Here is a 15,942-nt window from a genome sequence, read left to right as displayed (position 1 = left end):
TTAATATTCAGGTAATGAATTGATTTATAATAATAAATCATCGCTATATACCTTGAATCATAATCCCGAATATTGTAATATACTCTTATGTCTCTTTATGTTGAATTAATTTTATTCGCTTGCTTGTGCACCACAAGGGGATGGTGTAGGGAGGACTAGAGAAGAGAGCTGGAAAAGTGCCTCTCATAAATCACCTTGAGGTTGTCGCAATATTTTCTAGGCAGTTATCATTATAGTAGAAAAAATAAAGCCAAAAACCATGATATTAGTTTTCAGAAGGATGTTATTGATTTTCCAGATGATGATGCGGTTCCACAGCGTATTTCTTTGATCAACTATTATTTATCTGCTTGCCTACTTAAGGATGACTTTGATGATTTTTATTTCTTTGTAAAAGCAGATGATACTAGTTTTCCCCTTCATTTAGGAAAAGAGAAATATCGTAAGATTCTTTATTCTAAATTTCTCATAAAAAAACCTCGAAAAGAAGTTCTGATTCAGAATAATTGAGAGGTACACTGAAAATCCTATTCCCTTACTTTTATTCGGGTATCCCCCACAGTAAAAAAGATATGGAAAATCAATAAGTTATTTTGGATAAAAAAGAGCATGGTGCCTCCAGAGGGCGAATCAGGCTTTATTAGCAAGAATCAGATTGTGTAAAGAAGCGCAAGGACGTATTGATGTCTGTAATTTTTTATGTTCCAATAAAAAAATTAAGAATTAAAGAAAAAATCTCAAATCAGAAATTTAAGGTGGTCTAAAAGGTGGACGGGCAATGTGTGAAAAGGTGGACGAGAAGGTAAGCTAAGTGAGAGCAATTCATCGGTTATCAGCATCATTCGTAAAGACGTCTCCGCAGGGTAAATATTGTGATGGGGCAGGGCTGTGGTTAAATGTCCGAAAAGACAATACACGCTCTTGGTTTTTTCGCTATACACACCACAATAAGCGCCGTGAAATGGGACTTGGTCCTATTACGAAACTCTCTTTAAAAGAAGCGCGTGAGCTTGCAAGATATTATAGTGATATTCTTAAAGAAGGCAATGATCCTATTGTCTTTCGAAAACAGACTATTTTAAAACAGCAAAGCAATATCTTCCAAGAAATTGCAAAAGCGGCTTTTGAAAGCAAAAAGCAGAGTTGAAAAATGAAGGCAAAAACGGCCGCTGGTTTTCTCCACTAGAGTTGCACGTTATTCCACACATTGGTAATTTACCTATAGAAAAATTAACAGCCAATATCATTCGCAATGTTCTCTCACCCCTTTGGCATGAAAAAGCAGATACAGCGCGAAAAGCACTTAACCGTATCAATATTTGCTTGAAATATGGCGCTGCTCTTGGTTTAGATGTTGATCTACAGGCTTGTATGAAGGCACGCGCACTTTTAGGAAAACCACGTGCGACATCAACAAATATTCCTGCTATGCCGTGGCAAGAAGTGCCGGATTTTTATCAAAACTTAAAAGATGATACCCTTTCAAATTTAGCACTAAAGTTACTGATTTTAACTGGAGCACGGTCATATCCATTGCGCTATTTGCGTCTTGAACAAATTGACACAAATATATGGACGATACCAAAAGACAACATGAAAGGTCTTGTAGGGAAAGTTTCAGACTTTCGCGTGCCACTGAGTGATGAAGCTTTGAGAGTTATTGAAAAAACTCTTCCCTTTGAAAAGAATGGTTTTCTCTTTTCTGGTCTTAAAGGCAATCCCATTTCTGATGCTACCATGGCAAAATATATGACAGTTTGTGGTTTGACTTATCGTCCACATGGTTTTCGTTCAAGTTTACGGGACTGGATAGCAGAGACAACGTCAACACCGTTTTTGAGATTGCAGAAACTGTTCTTGCCCATTCAGTTGGGAGTTCAGTGACGAAAGCTTATATGCGGACAGACTTTTTAGAGCAACGGCGCTCTCTCTTGGAACAGTGGGCTACATTTATAACAGGAGCGACTTGACAGGATTATAACAATGTGTCTATTGTCGAATCAGGTGCCTAAGAAACACCTTAAAATACCAAGCGGACGGATTGCCGACACAATCTTTTTCCGTACATTAAAGATTTTGACTCATTATATGTCTATAGCATATAGTGATCTTATCGGGTGTAGCTATGTCATACAATACCCTTACGGGAAAAACATAGCGACGGACTTGGTACCGTGTTTCTTAGCACCCGATACCCTTCTAGGGTGTCATTAAGAAACAATTTACTACCAAGGAGTTCATCATGAATACTCTTATAGAAATTAAAGAACAAGTTATTGATCAAGAAACTGTTCAAACGGTCAATGCACGTGAATTACACGCGTTTTTGAAAATTACATCAAAATTTGCAGACTGGATTAAAAATCGCATTAAAGAATGTAAGTTTTTGGAAAATATAAACTTTATAACGCTTTCTAAAAATTTAGAAAACGGTGGAAAGGTAAAAGAATACTACCTCACGTTAGATATGGCTAAACACCTTTCCATGATAGAGCGTAATGATAAAGGGCATGAAGCACGTCAATACTTTATCAAATGTGAAAAACTTTTGAGAAAAGTAGCAACACCACAAATAGATTACTCAACTCCTCAAGCATTACTGGGTGTCTTGAATCACTTACAAAGTCAAATCGAACAGAAAGATCATGTGATTGCAGAACTAACTCCAAAAGCACAAGCTCTGGATGGCTTAAAGCGCTCTGATGGGTTGTTCGGTCTTATTGAAGCAGCTAAGATGTTAGAAGTACGACCAAAGGATTTAACCGATTATTTGCGTAAACATGATTGGGTATATCGACGTGCTCCAGGGGCGCCTTTGTTACCTTATCAAGATAAGATAAAGAAAGGTTTTATGGATTGCCCTGCGATTACCATTCAAAGACCAGATGGAACAGAAAAGGTGCTGCCTTCAACAAAAATTACACCAAAAGGATTGGCTTGTTTGAGAGAACAAATCCATGGAGGTGTGTAATGAATACCAGTATCGACTTTTTATGTGATTTATGGATGGCATTGTTTCAATTTTCTGATCGTGATGATGTCGAAGATAAAGCTTTTAATGCTCTGATTGAGACTATGGATGCAATAGAAAAAGCTTTGATTTTAAAACTGCAAGATGAATCGCCAAATGCACTCAGAGTTCTCGCAATGATTACAAATTTTGGAACCTTAAACCTCCCCCGATTATGGAGCCTTTGTTAAAAGCTTACGAACCAGATTTAGAACATCCCATTAAAAAGGTTGCTTAACTCAAAAACACAACTCTTCTCCCCGTTTCAAAAGCGGGGAGGGGGTAAATTTTTAATTTTTTGAAAACCACTGTTTTAAATGTACAAAGACATTATTGATAGCCTCCATGAGACGAGCAAAATTAAGAAATCATTTTCTAAAGAATTTCGCGCGTCTCAGAGTATGTTTAGAGTCGGATATTTGGTTTTTGTGTAAAAATACTTACAAACGCATCCATAATACGTGAAAAATCAAGCGCTAATAAGAGTATAATGAGTACAATCCATTTCGTATAACGTGACATCACTTTTACACTTTTGTAGGTCATGATGATTTCTTGAAGGATTTCTTTTTCTGCTTCTGTAAGCTCTATATCGTCTTGTGTTTTTTTTCTAGCCATGTTTCCACCCACACACGCGTTCACCTAGATTATTATGCTTTAAGATTTCTCTTGCTAAGTTTGAACTGATGGCGTTCAGATCTTGCCGGCTTAAATAAATTGGCAACCAGCCAACACAAGAAAAAGCATATTTATTTGTCGCGCAACCAGTCAGAGAGAGCAGCACGCACATCAGCATCACTTTTTTGATTAACTTCACTTTCCACCTCCAGACGTGTTGTGGCTGCTTTTAAAGCTTTTTCTGTTTGCTTTTGCTGTTTCACTCTTCTTACCAAGGGTAAAAGCTCTTGCTAAAATCATAAAAAAAGCGGCTAAAGCCGCGCCTGTTACCATCAGATTTCTTTTCATCCATAAGATCATAGGCGGTGCTCCTGAAAGCGTTTAGCAACAAAGAAAATAGCAGCACATGCGGCTAAAATCATAATGGTGGCTAAAGCCCATTGGATTGGTCCATTGCCTGCTAACAAGCCGCCAAGTCCAGAAAACGATCCTATAATCGGTGCAAGCGCTTCTGCTTTGAAAACCCCCGTTGGTGCTTGCGTTTCTACTGTTTGATAATTGGAGGAAACATAAGCCCCTTTCGCCCATAAGCCTGTTTCTGCCGCGCGCCGGTGTGCGAGACCTTCAAGACGCTTACCGCCTGCTTTGGTCCATTTCTGTAGCTCTGCAGGGACAGCTTCATATTCACCTTGATTGAGCTTTTTTAACAGTGTCGAGTTACAAAAGGCTGTTGTTCCTACATTATAGCAAAACGACACTAACGCCGCGAATTGTTCATCCGTTAATGAAACTGTAACAGCGCGTTCAACGACATTTTCAAATTGTCTTAAGTCTTGGCAAAGAAGTTCTTCTGCTTGCTTTTCAGTGATTGTCATGCCTTCGTAAATAAAAGGTTTTCCAGCACTGTTTGTATGTCCATAACCTATTGTCCATACACCTATGGCATCTTTATAGGCGTTCAAACGCAAACCTTCCCATTATTTGATAAGTGTAAGTCCTTCTGATGATATTTTTCGCATATGATTCTCCATAAAAAAAGCCCCGCAAAAAGCAGAGCTGGATTAAAAAATTGACATCTTTCTCATTCGGAAAGATAGCTTGGTTAAGCTTCATGTCGCTTTTTCATTGGAACAAAAGAATGTATTTGACATTATCAATTTTGTAGCATATAAACTACAGATGTTTATTGTTAAAAAAACACTATATTTTACAGAGTGGTTAGACTCATTAAAAGACAAACAGGTGCAAAAGAAAATTGCTGCACGTATTTTCCGCCTTGAATATGGGCTTCTAGGAGACGTGAAATATTTCCGTGGTATTGGTGAGTTAAAAATAAATTATGGACCAGGCTATCGGGTTTATTTTGTAAAACAAGGAAAACAAATCATTTTATTGTTAAATGCTGGTGATAAATCCACACAACAAAAAGATATCGAAAAAGCCCTTCAATTAGTAAAGGAAATGAAACATGGAAATTACTAAATTTGATGTAAGTGAATATTTTAACACGCCTGAAGACTTTAAGATTTTATTAGATGATGCTTTAGAAACTAAAAATAGTGGTTATATTGCACATGTATTAGGTATTATTGCACGTAAACAAGGAATGACAGCTGTTTCTCAAGAGACAGGTTTAAATCGCGAGTCCCTCTATCGTTCTTTAAGTGATAAAGGCGACCCACGGCTTTCTACTTTTCTTAGTGTTTTGAGTGCTTTAAATTTGCAGATTAGCTTAACGCCTATCCAAAATAATTGTAAGGAACAAGCAGCTTTAGAAGAAGCATCTTGACTATCTCCCCACCTTTAAAGATGGGGAAGGGAGATACTTAAGCAACCTTTTTAATGAGGGGCTCTACATCTGGTTTATAACCTATCATGTATCCTCTTTATCCATATGGATGACGCCTTGGCCTTCGTCGCATGCGTTTGGTGGAGCGTTTGGATCAAGGGTATCCTCCTTGTCTGGTGTTGTGTTTGCAACGTTTCCAGCCGCATCTTCTTGCGCTTTATCAAAAAGTTCGCACTCTATTTTTGTGGTGTAACCACCCGTTTTATCAAGTTTGTGCTTAACACTTTTGATACGCCATTCTGCTGGAATATAGGGGCGGAAAGGGGGCTCCTGAACAAGCTTTGCTTCTGCTTGCACAAAGGGATCACCACCGATATCACATGAGAAAGAAGACTTACCGCGTGATGATTTATTGCGATAAGTAGCAATGGCTGCAACAGCCTCTGATTGGTTATGGTAGGTATATTTGAGTTCATGAAACGGCGGATTACCAACTTTGACTTCTTTTTTTTCACCACTGCGTAAATCATGATAGGTTGCGAGAACACCGCCTTTTTTCTCTTTGTCTTCTTCTTGTTCTTGCTTTTCCGATTCTTTTTCTGCTTTTTCCGATTCAGATGATGATGGTGCTCTGTCATTGTCATCCATATGGATAAAGTTTTCATCATCATCAATCTCTTCTGGTTCTCGTGCATCAGCAGCGGCTTTTTGGTCGTTCCCCACATCCGTTTCTAAGCCATTAGCTGCACCTGCTTCACCCCGTTTGGCGAGCACAAGTTTGCCATCAACGGGCTTTGCTACCGCATCATATTCTTCTGCAAGGCGTGTAGCAAAAGCCATATCGCTTTCAGCTGTTTGGTCAATGTGACGCACAACGATTTTTGCAAGAGAAGGATCACTTTTGGCGTATAACCATTACGCTGCGCTATCTCTTGAACAATACTGCCAAGGGTTTGCTGGTGATAAGATTGGCTTTTGGGGGGGCTGTAAGATGTGTTCATTGATGCAGCGCGCCCTGTCACGCTTAAGCTTTGTGGTGGGCTGCTTACAGAGATTTCATCTATCAGATAGGCTCCCATATCGCGGTTTTTCCCGCCTTCATAGCCAAGTGTTATGGAAATAACCGTCCCAATAAGAGGAATGTCTAAAAAGCCGTTATCACTGTCACGTGCGCGGTCATCAAGCTCTATGGTGATACGGTCACTCTTGTCCTCTGCTTCATCGGTAATTTCAATTGATAAAACATAATCCATGAGCGTTTTGGTGATGTTTTCTCCATTTGCCAGAACCATGCAAAAAGGTTTCTGATTTGCTACCACAAATTCTGATCACTGGTGTGGCTTTGGGATAGGGGAGGGACGGCAAGAGTATTGTGATGCCTGCTTTTAAAATGGGTCCATAGTCTGCAAGCCCAAAATTCGCCGCATAGACGCGTTCAACAGCAAGCGCTTGTTGACCTTTGGCATAGTATTTCCAGCAAATGGCATCCACCATATCGCCATCTTTGGTCCTGTAAAGATCACTCATTGGTCTTCACCATATTCTCTCAATTTTATCGTAAATTCTTGTTTTTTGGGGGTGCCATTATGATGAAAAACGCTTTGTTTTTCCTCTACAGAAAGAATGACAAACTTGCCTAAAATCTTGCCTTGACCGGTCACAAGAATGTGAGGTCCCATATGCGCTATTTGTCGTAAATATTCGAGCTGTCTGTGACCGCCTTTGAAATCTGGATAAATCACGCCTGCTAAAGAAAATTCCGCATTTGCAACAGCTGGCAATTGAAGAGCAGCCTTTCTCCCCAATCGCCCTTGCTCCACCCATGGAACCCCATAAGACATATCGAGTGTTTGATAAGCTGCTGTTTCAATCGAAAAAATAAAACCACCCAAAGCTAACATCATAGTATTTAATCCGAAAGGCTAGAGGCTATGGCTAAACGTTGCTGTTTTGCATAGCGTTCAAGTGCTTGATTGACTGCATCTCTGATTTCGTCCTTGAGACCATTTGGTACTGAAATATTGAGATTTGTAATGGTTACGCGGGCGTCTACTTCAACAGGTTTATGAACCGTAATGGGCTTTGGAGCTTTAAAGGCACCCACTTTATTTGTTGCCTGCATTTGTCCTGTTTCGACTATGCTTGTATTAAAACCACTTTTACCTTTTCCAGATGGAGCATTGGGTACAATTGCTGTATCAACCATTTTTTTGCGCGTGCATTGGTCTCATCGGTAAAGGTTTTTAAAGTTTGGGTTGAAGTTTTATTGATTGAAACATTAAAACCGAGCTTTTCTTTCACCCAATTAGGCATCCAACTGGTTAATTTGCTTATCATGCTGCTAAACCAGTTGCATAGGTCATTCCACTTGCTTTTGATGCCCTCCCAAAGCCCGTTAATCAGATTGGCTCCTGCTTCCATGAGATTGACCCCAAACAACCATTCAATCAATGCATTGATTTTTTTTGCAATCCAAGGGAGTGGTAAAAAGTTTTTAAAGAGTGTAAAGAGGTTACTGAAAATGTTACTGCACAAGTTGGCAAAAGAATTCCACAAGTTGCTTATGAAGCTTACTACCGTATCCCAATTTTTGTAGAGTAGATACCCAGCTCCAACAAGGGCAGCAATACCGCCGATGATCCAGCCTATAGGAGTGGTCATGATCGCGACACCAAGCGATATAAAAGCAGAACTAACGGCGGTTATTGCCGAAATAAGTGAACCTACAAGAGTTACAGCAAGACCGGCAATTTTAGAAGCAACTGGCGTTAAGGCTGAAAACAGCGGACCTGTAAGAGCAACAGCAAGCCTGACGCAAACTACGCTAACCACGGCTAAAGATGCAACCAACCAGCCATTGATTTTGTCCCAATTTTTATAAAGCAGATATCCAGCTCCAACAAGTGCCGTAATACCACCAAGTATCCAACCGATAGGTGTGGTCATGATTGTGATACCAAGGGAGACAAACGCTGCTCCAGCAGCGGCTAATGACGCAATGAGTGGACCAAAAATGAATGAACCAAGTGCTACAAGTCCTACCTTAAAGAGGGTTATTTCACCAATCAACGGCTCCATCCATTGAAACCAGCCTTTAATTCTCTCTGTAAGATCACTGATTCCTCTTCTCAAATCAGAGGTAGGATTAAGCAAATCATTAAAGACTTTTTTTAAGGTTTTTGCCCAGCTCGCAACGGTTGTTTGAATGAGGTCGCGGTTTTCATCAATCAGGCGAGAAAAACCGTCAATCATATCATTGATGACGGGCATGAAACGCGCGCTAATAAAGCTCGCGATACCGCCTATTTTTTTCTTAAAGGCTCCCATCTTGTCACTTAAATCTGCTGCATAGCGTGCAACATCGGCACCTATGAGCCATTTTCCTTTCCGTGCCTTTGCAAACAGCTCTTTGATTGGCGCCATGCCTTGTGCAAGCATGGCCGCCATTTCTTTACCATCACCACCAAACAACAGAGCGGCAATGTGCTGCCTTTGTGCTTGATTTTTCATCTTACTCATCTTGTCGGTAATTTCTTCCAACAAAGCCGAATTTGATTTCAGCTTTCCAGAGGCGTCTTTTACAGAAATGCCAAGCGCCTCAAAACCCATAATGCCTCTTTTTTGTCCAGCATATGCTTGTGCTGAACGCCTATTTAAAGTGGCTAAGGATTGTTGAAAGAGTTCGGCAGAATATCCTGAATTATCCGCCGCATCGCCCCATAATTGAAGCGATGCAACACTCATGCCCAAATGCCGTGATGCATGGTGAAGACTATCGCCCAGATGCATGGTTTTCATGGTAACGGCGGTCACACTTGCCACAAGACCACCACCAGCAAGTCCTAAAGCACCGGTAAAAACCGAAGCACGACTTGCCGCGGTGCCAAGAGCACTTTGAACGCCATGAAGGCTTTTTGTCATGTTTTGTAAAGCAGCAGAAAAGCGTGGAATACTCAAACTATGAGACAATTTCTTAAAATGCTCTTGTATACGTTTAAGAGGCTTGGTAAGTTGGTCTTCAAGAGACAACTTTACCTTTGCATCAGCAACTTTTTCACTCATTTTGTTTTATACCTTTCTGCTGCTTGTTTTCGCCAGAATATGAGTTCTTGTGGCTCCATTTCCATCATCTCTGAAAGGGACCAATGGAACACAATAGCAATATCGGCGATCAGTTTAGCGGCGGTTTCCCAATCGAGGTTTCCCGCCGTTTGATAAAAGATTCCAAAATCTCTCCAATGTTTGAGAGATCATTGATATCGAGTTCACTGATCGCCTCATGCGGCCATCCAGAAAGACGTGCGATCATAGCGATTGTTTGCTCTATGCCTTCTATTTTGTCGATGGCTTGCAAATCTTTTGTTTTGGGGCGGTTTAAGGTGATTTCGTTATGTTCTTTTCCTTCAAATGTAATAGGAACAAGCAATTGATGGGTAACTCTTTGTTGTATAGTCATTTTATAATCCTAAAATTTCTCTATGGTCTGCGAGTTGATTGACACCATTGAATTTTCTGATGAGATTGAGGACGTCTATCTCAACGATTTCAACGTCTTTCTGAACATATTTGAAATATTGCAATGTGAATGTAGCTGTGGATGTTGCCTTGCTTCCTGGTTGCCATTCTGCCATTTCAAAGCCTTTGCAAAGTCCTCTCATGGTAATGATAACCCCTTCTGCGGGTGTTCCTTGCGCTTGCATTGAACTGCGCAGTGAGATGTCGAGATCTGTGCGTCCCAACAGCGCCATTAATTCTGGAGAGCAGTCAGAAATGGTCATGGTGAGGATGAGGGTTTCAAGACCAAGATTAACTTCAATGGCGCTATCCATGCCACCGCCGCGATAACTTTCAACGGTCAAGTTCAAATTCGGTAGGGTGACGCTTTCACACTTTGCTTGATAGGGAATACCATCGACAAAAATGTTAAAATATTTCAGAACTCTTGGTAAAACGGGGACAGTCATTAAAAGATCTCCTCTAGGTAATCATTGATGATTTGTGAACGGAAGGTGATGTGTTCTGCGGGTGTTGTTGGTGTGAATTCCACATTGAAATAGACTCTGCCGTCTCCAATGGCACTTGCTGTGTTAAGTTCTAGATCTGGTGTACAGCGTCCACCAAGAATGGCGCCTTGTGCTTTTAAATCACGCAAATAAGCATTGACGCTTTCACTCACATCATTCAGATAAGTCTTTTTGATATTGCGGTCGATTGCCCATAGATGTCCGCGCAAAATGGCATCATTAATCATATCTGCAGTGCGTACCACCGATAAAAAGGCAAATTTTGTATCGCTTGAAAGTGTGCGATTACCCCAGAGGCGATAGCCGTTTTCACGGATGATGGTTGTGATGTTTTGTTCGTTTAGAAGATTAGCGCGGCTTGCGCGATCACCAATGGAAAAATCAATTGGGCGCGCAGTTCCTACAATTCCATTGATCACTTTATTGGAAGGAGAATGCCAAAAGCCATTGGCAAAATCCGTTTTAGCAATGACTCCAGCAACCGCTGCACTTGCTGGCTCTTCTAAGATCTTGCCATTGCGATTGACCTTTACAAATGGATCAATGAGAATAGCGCGTTTTGAATCAAAATCCTTTGCTGCACTAAGGGCTGCTTCATCTGTTGTGTTGGGGGCATCAATCACCACAATGGCGCGCAAACGCTCGGCAATGCCAATCAACTCTGCCGCAACGGGATTAGATGTTGTACTGATCTCAGTTTTGGCGCTATCACTCATTTCATTCCCTTCAATATTCACACTGGAAGGGCGTTGATGGGTAAAGCCTGGCGCAATCAGAATACGTGGTGTTTGTCCCACAACAGATTGCGCTCCAATGAAAGCATGAACACCTTTATAGGCGCCATGTTCGTTCACACCGCCTAGAATGTTGGTGAGTGTTGCGTTTTCGTTGTCACCTTCTTTCACGCGCACGACGACAACAATTGCTCCCACTTGCTTGAAAATAAGATCAAGAGCATTGGGTAAAGTACCGCGTCGTTTGCCTGTTTTGTCCAGTTTTGCAGCTTGTGAAAGAGAGCCTGCGACCAAAACGGGTGTGTTAAGAGGAAAAGCTTGTTCATCGGCATCGGGTGCTGTGCCGATAATTCCGATAACGCCAGACTGAACTGCACGAAGGGGACGGGTGCCGTCGTCAACCTCAACGACTTCAACACCGTGTAGAAAACCTGTTGCCATACTTTATGCTCCTTTAAATGATGGGTGAATGAAAATGAATGGGAAAAATGAGAGGTAAAGAGCTGTGTTTTTCAGAGCTCGTCATCCAAAAATAAAAAAATTATCGAAAGATGCTTGACATTATTTCTGTACTGTATATTTTCGAATCAGGTGCCTAACAAACACCTTAAATGCATAGCGGGTAGATTGCCGACACAATCTCTTCTCCGCACATTAAAGGCTTTGACTCATTGTGTGTTACACGCATATAATGATTCTTGTCGGGTGTAGTTACGCTATACAATACCCTTATGGGAAAAGCGTAACGACGGACTATGCACCGTGTTTGTTAGCGCCCGGCACTCTTTTTTAGAGTGTCATTAACAAACGTCTAACTGCATAGGAGTTCATCATGAACACTCTTATAGAAATTAAAGAACAAATCATTGATCAAGAGACTGTTCAAACAGTTAATGCCCGTGATTTACACGCGTTTTTAGAAATTACATCAAAGTTTGCAGACTGGATTAAAAATCGTATTAAAGAATGTAACTTTCGAGAAAATATAGACTTTATAGGTTTTTCTAAAAATTTAGAAAAAGGTGGGCGCCCAAGCATAGAATACTACCTCATCTTAGATATGGCTAAACACCTTTCCATGATAGAGCGTAATGATAGAGGACATGAAGCACGTCAATACTTTATCAAATGTGAAAAACAGTTAAAACAAGTAGCAACACAACATATAGCCGCTCTACAAGTTGAATATAGCCGCTCTACAAGTTGACTACTCCAAACCCGAAGCATTGCTTGGTGTTTTAAATCACTTACAGAGCCAAATCGAACAGAAAGATCATGTGATTGCAGAACTAACTCCAAAAGCACAAGCTCTGGATGGCTTAAAGCGTTCTGATGGGCTGTTCGGTCTTATTGAAGCAGCAAAGATGTTAGAGGTACGACCAAAGGACTTAACTGATTACTTGCGTAAACATGATTGGGTGTATCGACGGGCTCCAGGGGCACCTCTGTTGCCTTATCAAGATAAAATCAAGAAGGGTTTTATGGATTGCCCTGCTATCACCATTCAAAGACCGGATGGGACAGAAAAGGTACTGCCTTCAACAAAAATCACTTCAAGAGGTTTGGCATGTTTAAGAGAACAAATCCATGGAGGTGTACAATGAATACCAGTATTGATTTTTTATGCGATTTATGGATGGCGTTGTATCAGTTTTCTGATCGTGATGATGTTGAAGATAATGCTTTTAATACTCTCATTGAAACCATGGATGCGATAGAAAAAGCTTTAATTTTCAAGCTTCAAGATGAAACCCCAAATGCACTAAAAATTTTAGCAATGATTACACATTTTGGAACTTTAAAACCTCCTCCGATTATAGAGCCTTTATTAAAATCTTACGAGCCGAGTTTAGAAAGCTCTGTCACAAAAGCGGCTTAATTAAAAAACATAACCTCTCTTCCCTGCTTCTAAGTGGGGGAGAGTTTAGTAGATTCCCTTAAAGAAGCTTATTCCAATTACAAAAGTGTTCTCCAGTACGTTGTAAAATCTCTTTACGCAATACATATTATACGTATAATACGTATTATTTATTAAAGGGCTGTACTGATGAAAAAATATAGTTTTACAGATGTAAATCGCGGGGCAGGCGATATTTTAGATGAAGCAATGTCAAAGCCTGTTGCTTTAACGAAACGAGGGCGTGAAAAAATCATTATGCTTCCTGTTGATTTATATCATGAATTAATAAAAGCGCGCTCTCACGCACAGTCTTTTTCCTATGCAGATGCACCTCAAAATATATTAGACGATTTAGATCGTGGTTTAGATGACATTTTGAATAGCGATGACCATGTTTAAAGCAGGGGATGTCATTATTTATCTAGTATTTCAGAAAACATCGTCTCTAGAGATTGAGTCACAAAGTCAAACAGCGTGAAGTGTTGGAACTTTGCTAACATTTGTTTCGCGTTCAGCATGCCACGCATCATAATTGGCTGCATACGTAACCATATAGCAGCTCCATCACCAAACATTTTGCCAAGACAAGCCGAAATAGCAGGAGAAACAGTTTTTTTTGCGTTCAGAATATCGTAGAGATGTTGGCGTGATATACCAAGCATCTGCGCAATTTCTGATTTTGTTTTGCCTGTTTCAGGAATAATTTCTGCTAAAACTTCTCCTGGATGAGTAGGGCAGCGATTAGGATTACGTGTGGTCATGGATAGTCTTCTTTGCAATTAATTTTAAAACTATTACAATTTCAATAGTATCACAATAATACTGTGTAATTTAAAGAAATTTAAGAAATGAACATCAAGCCCATTCGCACTGAGAAAGATTATCAAAAAGCCTTAGAAATTGTATCTGCAATGTTTGACAATCAGCCAGAAGTTAATACTCCAGAATTTGATAGAATGAAAACTCTTGTTTTGTTAATTGAAGCTTATGAAACAGAACACTATCCTGTTTCTCCATCTCATGCGTAAAGAGAAGAATAGGTGCATGGAGGGGATAAATTTGCACGTCAACATCAAGGATTTTACAACCACATCAAAGGCTGTCTGATCAAATATTGCTAAAAACTCAGATTCCTTGCCATTCTTAATAAAGCGAATACGAAGTTTAAATTCTATTGCCATTTTGCTCTCCAAATCAATGAAGAGACAATAACAACCATCATCATGCTTCATAAGACTGACAGTGTCAATCAAAAAAAGCTCTTTCAAAGGGCTTTAAAAGAATTTTAAAAAAACTTTTATAAAAAAGAAACTATACAGTTTATAAGCTATCAGACAACAATTGTCCGTTTAAGCGTATCACTTTTTTATAAGTTATAAGTGCATAAATTATTCATTCTTTCCATAATCTTATAAGAACAGCACCATCAGCTCCAGCACCGCTGTAATACCCATCCCCGTTAGCACCAGCACCTCCACCTCCAAAACCACGCCCTGCTTTTCCTGAAGTATGGTAACCATCTCCCGTTCCTCCACCACCACCCCTTGATGTATCTCCCCCAGCATCACCTCCGTTACCACTCATTTCTGCATTAATTCCACTCGTCCCAGCATAACCATTTCCGCCTTTGGCAAGTCCTAAGAGACCATCTGTTGTCCAACCAAAGTTCCCGCCAACTCCTCCAGAACCACCAGAACCTGAAGAGTAATTAGATGAATTGTAATAATAAGCTCCACCTCCACCTTTTCCTCCTGTAGCGGTAATAAAATTTTTTCCAATGATTGTTGTTCCTCCAGAGTTTCCTGTCGCACCATGCTTTACAACAGAAGTTCCACCCTTACCAATTGTGATATCTTCATGACCTTTTAAACTGGCTTTATAGCCATACCAAACGGAACAACCTCCTCCTCCTCCGCCGCCGCCTAAGCAATAAGACCAAGAGCAACCACCACTACCGCCACCACCCCAGGCTGTAATTTCGACTTTGGTTTTATCCGTAACCCAATCGGGCCATTCAATTTTCCCATCTTGCGTATAGAGCAATTCAGCATCGGCAATAATGAGTTTATTAATCAAATCTTTTTTGATGTTTTTAATTTCCTGCTTGAGAATATCTATTTCTGATTTCGTATAAACAAGATCTCCATCGACTTTTAAAGGTCCTTTAAGCGAGCTTCCGCTTGTACTTAAGTTAGTGATCACTTTGTTATTATGGGTAATATTCAATGATGTGTTTCCCAACAGTTCTAAGCCACCACTCATAGTGACTTTGCCGGTAAACTTATTATAACTTTGCCATTCATTGGCTTGTTTTAGGCGACCATAGGCTGTGAGGTCTTCATTAAGCTTGGCTCTAAATTTATCAAGCCCCACGATATCTTCAATCTTATGTTGATGAGAACCAAGCAAAGATACAGCACTGCCAAAGGTAAAATTATTATTGCTTGATTTGTAAAGAACATAATTATTGGCAGCATCTTTTGCCCCCTCGATATCGCTTAAATCAGCAAAGGTGAAGGTTTTATCGGCTGCCATCTTGCCATTAAGGGCGCTTTCTAAACCCGTCACATCACTGATTGTGTGCGTGTGTTTTAAAGGTGCTTTTTCGTCTACCTTTTCCTCAATATCCGCAAGTGCTTGATCAATTTTGCCTAAGTTTTCCCGCAAGATTGGAAATTCAGAACTGATAAAACGTCCCTCTTTTGGCAATTCCATGTCGAGTTTTTTGATTTTTGTCATGTGTTTCTTTTATCACAATATGCCGGCGCCAAAATCACGCACCATGGACCGCGCCGCCGGTCCACCGGTAAGGGTGAGTTTAAGGCGTGCTTGTCGTGCTGTTTTGTCGCTGCTCACAAATTTTCGCT

At 40.3% G+C, this 15,942-nt stretch carries 14 protein-coding genes and 8 pseudogenes; 9 read left to right on the top strand and 13 right to left on the bottom strand.

Annotated features, from left to right (window positions below; genetic code table 11):
* Positions 1-811 precede the first annotated feature (811 nt).
* From PVV64_RS06640 to PVV64_RS06630, 3 genes and pseudogenes are all read left to right on the top strand, one after another.
* A pseudogene (locus tag PVV64_RS06640) lies at positions 812-1,970 on the top strand (tyrosine-type recombinase/integrase).
* A gap of 272 nt (positions 1,971-2,242) precedes the next feature.
* Positions 2,243-2,971, top strand: a complete 729-nt coding sequence (locus tag PVV64_RS06635) for an antA/AntB antirepressor family protein (RefSeq protein ID WP_273760328.1) — start codon at positions 2,243-2,245, stop codon at positions 2,969-2,971.
* Positions 2,971-3,248: pseudogene (locus PVV64_RS06630) on the top strand (hypothetical protein). Before PVV64_RS06635 ends, PVV64_RS06630 begins: the two are co-directional and overlap by 1 nt.
* A gap of 167 nt (positions 3,249-3,415) precedes the next feature.
* Here PVV64_RS06630 and PVV64_RS06625 read toward each other — a convergent pair.
* The 3 genes and pseudogenes from PVV64_RS06625 to PVV64_RS06610 all read right to left on the bottom strand — a co-directional run bounded on the left by PVV64_RS06625 (position 3,416) and on the right by PVV64_RS06610 (position 4,596).
* Positions 3,416-3,628, bottom strand: a complete 213-nt coding sequence (locus PVV64_RS06625; RefSeq protein ID WP_015856478.1) for a hypothetical protein — start codon at positions 3,626-3,628, stop codon at positions 3,416-3,418.
* Positions 3,629-3,759: 131 nt separating this feature from the next.
* Positions 3,760-3,988: pseudogene (locus PVV64_RS06615) on the bottom strand (hypothetical protein).
* On the bottom strand, positions 3,985-4,596 hold the full coding sequence (locus tag PVV64_RS06610) for a lysozyme (RefSeq protein WP_273760326.1): 612 nt from the start codon (positions 4,594-4,596) through the stop codon (positions 3,985-3,987). The pseudogene PVV64_RS06615 and the gene PVV64_RS06610 overlap by 4 nt, the downstream one beginning before the upstream one ends.
* A 211-nt stretch (positions 4,597-4,807) precedes the next feature.
* Between PVV64_RS06610 and PVV64_RS06605 the strand changes: the two genes are divergently transcribed.
* Together PVV64_RS06605 and PVV64_RS06600 are read left to right on the top strand one after the other, a co-directional pair.
* On the top strand, positions 4,808-5,110 hold the full coding sequence (locus PVV64_RS06605; RefSeq protein ID WP_273755885.1) for a type II toxin-antitoxin system RelE/ParE family toxin: 303 nt from the start codon (positions 4,808-4,810) through the stop codon (positions 5,108-5,110).
* Positions 5,097-5,417: an addiction module antidote protein gene (locus PVV64_RS06600; protein WP_273755886.1), complete on the top strand. Its 321-nt coding sequence runs from the start codon at positions 5,097-5,099 to the stop codon at positions 5,415-5,417. The genes PVV64_RS06605 and PVV64_RS06600 overlap by 14 nt, the downstream gene beginning before the upstream one ends.
* A gap of 84 nt (positions 5,418-5,501) precedes the next feature.
* On the opposite strand, the pseudogene PVV64_RS06595 reads toward PVV64_RS06600, so the two are convergent.
* The 8 genes and pseudogenes from PVV64_RS06595 to PVV64_RS06560 all read right to left on the bottom strand — a co-directional run bounded on the left by PVV64_RS06595 (position 5,502) and on the right by PVV64_RS06560 (position 11,616).
* Positions 5,502-6,709 (bottom strand): annotated as a pseudogene (locus PVV64_RS06595) (contractile injection system protein, VgrG/Pvc8 family).
* A 13-nt stretch (positions 6,710-6,722) separates the two neighbouring features.
* A pseudogene (locus PVV64_RS06590) lies at positions 6,723-6,944 on the bottom strand (tail protein X); the annotation flags it as partial.
* Entirely contained in the window at positions 6,941-7,321 is a 381-nt protein-coding gene (locus PVV64_RS06585; protein ID WP_273760325.1) for a phage tail protein, read from the bottom strand. The gene PVV64_RS06585 and the pseudogene PVV64_RS06590, both read right to left, overlap by 4 nt.
* A 5-nt stretch (positions 7,322-7,326) precedes the next feature.
* Positions 7,327-9,479: pseudogene (locus PVV64_RS06580) on the bottom strand (phage tail tape measure protein).
* A complete protein-coding gene (locus PVV64_RS10535) occupies positions 9,476-9,580 on the bottom strand; it encodes a GpE family phage tail protein (protein WP_268885528.1) in 105 nt (34 codons plus the stop codon). The pseudogene PVV64_RS06580 and the gene PVV64_RS10535 overlap by 4 nt, the downstream one beginning before the upstream one ends.
* A gap of 8 nt (positions 9,581-9,588) precedes the next feature.
* On the bottom strand, positions 9,589-9,873 hold the full coding sequence (locus PVV64_RS06570) for a phage tail assembly protein (protein ID WP_273760324.1): 285 nt from the start codon (positions 9,871-9,873) through the stop codon (positions 9,589-9,591).
* A gap of 1 nt (position 9,874) precedes the next feature.
* Entirely contained in the window at positions 9,875-10,381 is a 507-nt protein-coding gene (locus tag PVV64_RS06565) for a phage major tail tube protein (RefSeq protein WP_273760323.1), read from the bottom strand.
* The gene (locus PVV64_RS06560; RefSeq protein WP_273760322.1) at positions 10,381-11,616 is read right to left on the bottom strand and encodes a phage tail sheath subtilisin-like domain-containing protein; all 1,236 of its coding nucleotides are present in this window, start codon (positions 11,614-11,616) and stop codon (positions 10,381-10,383) included. Before PVV64_RS06560 ends, PVV64_RS06565 begins: the two co-directional genes overlap by 1 nt.
* A gap of 391 nt (positions 11,617-12,007) precedes the next feature.
* Between PVV64_RS06560 and PVV64_RS06555 the strand changes: the two are divergent.
* The 3 genes and pseudogenes from PVV64_RS06555 (at position 12,008) to PVV64_RS06545 (ending at position 13,474) form a co-directional block, all read left to right on the top strand.
* A pseudogene (locus PVV64_RS06555) lies at positions 12,008-12,779 on the top strand (antA/AntB antirepressor family protein).
* Positions 12,776-13,054 (top strand): hypothetical protein, encoded by a 279-nt coding sequence (locus tag PVV64_RS06550; protein WP_273757153.1) that lies wholly within the window; start codon positions 12,776-12,778, stop codon positions 13,052-13,054. Before PVV64_RS06555 ends, PVV64_RS06550 begins: the two are co-directional and overlap by 4 nt.
* A 168-nt stretch (positions 13,055-13,222) precedes the next feature.
* Complete coding sequence (locus tag PVV64_RS06545; protein WP_273760321.1) at positions 13,223-13,474, top strand: type II toxin-antitoxin system Phd/YefM family antitoxin; 252 nt, start codon at positions 13,223-13,225, stop codon at positions 13,472-13,474.
* A gap of 66 nt (positions 13,475-13,540) precedes the next feature.
* Here PVV64_RS06545 and PVV64_RS06540 read toward each other — a convergent pair.
* Positions 13,541-13,836 (bottom strand): annotated as a pseudogene (locus PVV64_RS06540) (HigA family addiction module antitoxin).
* An 87-nt stretch (positions 13,837-13,923) separates the two neighbouring features.
* Between PVV64_RS06540 and PVV64_RS06535 the strand changes: the two are divergent.
* Positions 13,924-14,103 carry a hypothetical protein gene (locus PVV64_RS06535; RefSeq protein WP_273757157.1) on the top strand — a complete coding sequence of 60 codons (180 nt, stop codon included), beginning with the start codon at positions 13,924-13,926 and terminating at the stop codon, positions 14,101-14,103.
* A gap of 364 nt (positions 14,104-14,467) precedes the next feature.
* Here PVV64_RS06535 and PVV64_RS06530 read toward each other — a convergent pair whose 3' ends face one another.
* Entirely contained in the window at positions 14,468-15,814 is a 1,347-nt protein-coding gene (locus PVV64_RS06530) for a Bgr_08870 family protein (RefSeq protein WP_273760320.1), read from the bottom strand.
* Positions 15,815-15,942 lie beyond the last annotated feature (128 nt).

Source organism: Bartonella sp. ML70XJBT.G (genome assembly GCF_028618575.1).
Lineage (GTDB): Bacteria > Pseudomonadota > Alphaproteobacteria > Rhizobiales > Rhizobiaceae > Bartonella.
This window is presented reverse-complemented; position numbering and strand designations above follow the sequence as displayed.

What these genes read in the sequence shown, in the direction of transcription:
- PVV64_RS06605 (WP_273755885.1), top strand. Translation starts at nt 4,808, where the DNA reads ATGTTTATTGTTAAAAAAACACTATATTTTACAGAGTGGTTAGACTCA.
- PVV64_RS06585 (WP_273760325.1), bottom strand. Translation starts at nt 7,321, where the DNA reads ATGATGTTAGCTTTGGGTGGTTTTATTTTTTCGATTGAAACAGCAGCT.
- PVV64_RS06560 (WP_273760322.1), bottom strand. Translation starts at nt 11,616, where the DNA reads ATGGCAACAGGTTTTCTACACGGTGTTGAAGTCGTTGAGGTTGACGAC.
- PVV64_RS06550 (WP_273757153.1), top strand. Translation starts at nt 12,776, where the DNA reads ATGAATACCAGTATTGATTTTTTATGCGATTTATGGATGGCGTTGTAT.
- PVV64_RS06635 (WP_273760328.1), top strand. Translation starts at nt 2,243, where the DNA reads ATGAATACTCTTATAGAAATTAAAGAACAAGTTATTGATCAAGAAACT.
- PVV64_RS06625 (WP_015856478.1), bottom strand. Translation starts at nt 3,628, where the DNA reads ATGGCTAGAAAAAAAACACAAGACGATATAGAGCTTACAGAAGCAGAA.
- PVV64_RS06535 (WP_273757157.1), top strand. Translation starts at nt 13,924, where the DNA reads ATGAACATCAAGCCCATTCGCACTGAGAAAGATTATCAAAAAGCCTTA.
- PVV64_RS06545 (WP_273760321.1), top strand. Translation starts at nt 13,223, where the DNA reads ATGAAAAAATATAGTTTTACAGATGTAAATCGCGGGGCAGGCGATATT.
- PVV64_RS06570 (WP_273760324.1), bottom strand. Translation starts at nt 9,873, where the DNA reads ATGACTATACAACAAAGAGTTACCCATCAATTGCTTGTTCCTATTACA.
- PVV64_RS06565 (WP_273760323.1), bottom strand. Translation starts at nt 10,381, where the DNA reads ATGACTGTCCCCGTTTTACCAAGAGTTCTGAAATATTTTAACATTTTT.
- PVV64_RS06530 (WP_273760320.1), bottom strand. Translation starts at nt 15,814, where the DNA reads ATGACAAAAATCAAAAAACTCGACATGGAATTGCCAAAAGAGGGACGT.
- PVV64_RS06600 (WP_273755886.1), top strand. Translation starts at nt 5,097, where the DNA reads ATGGAAATTACTAAATTTGATGTAAGTGAATATTTTAACACGCCTGAA.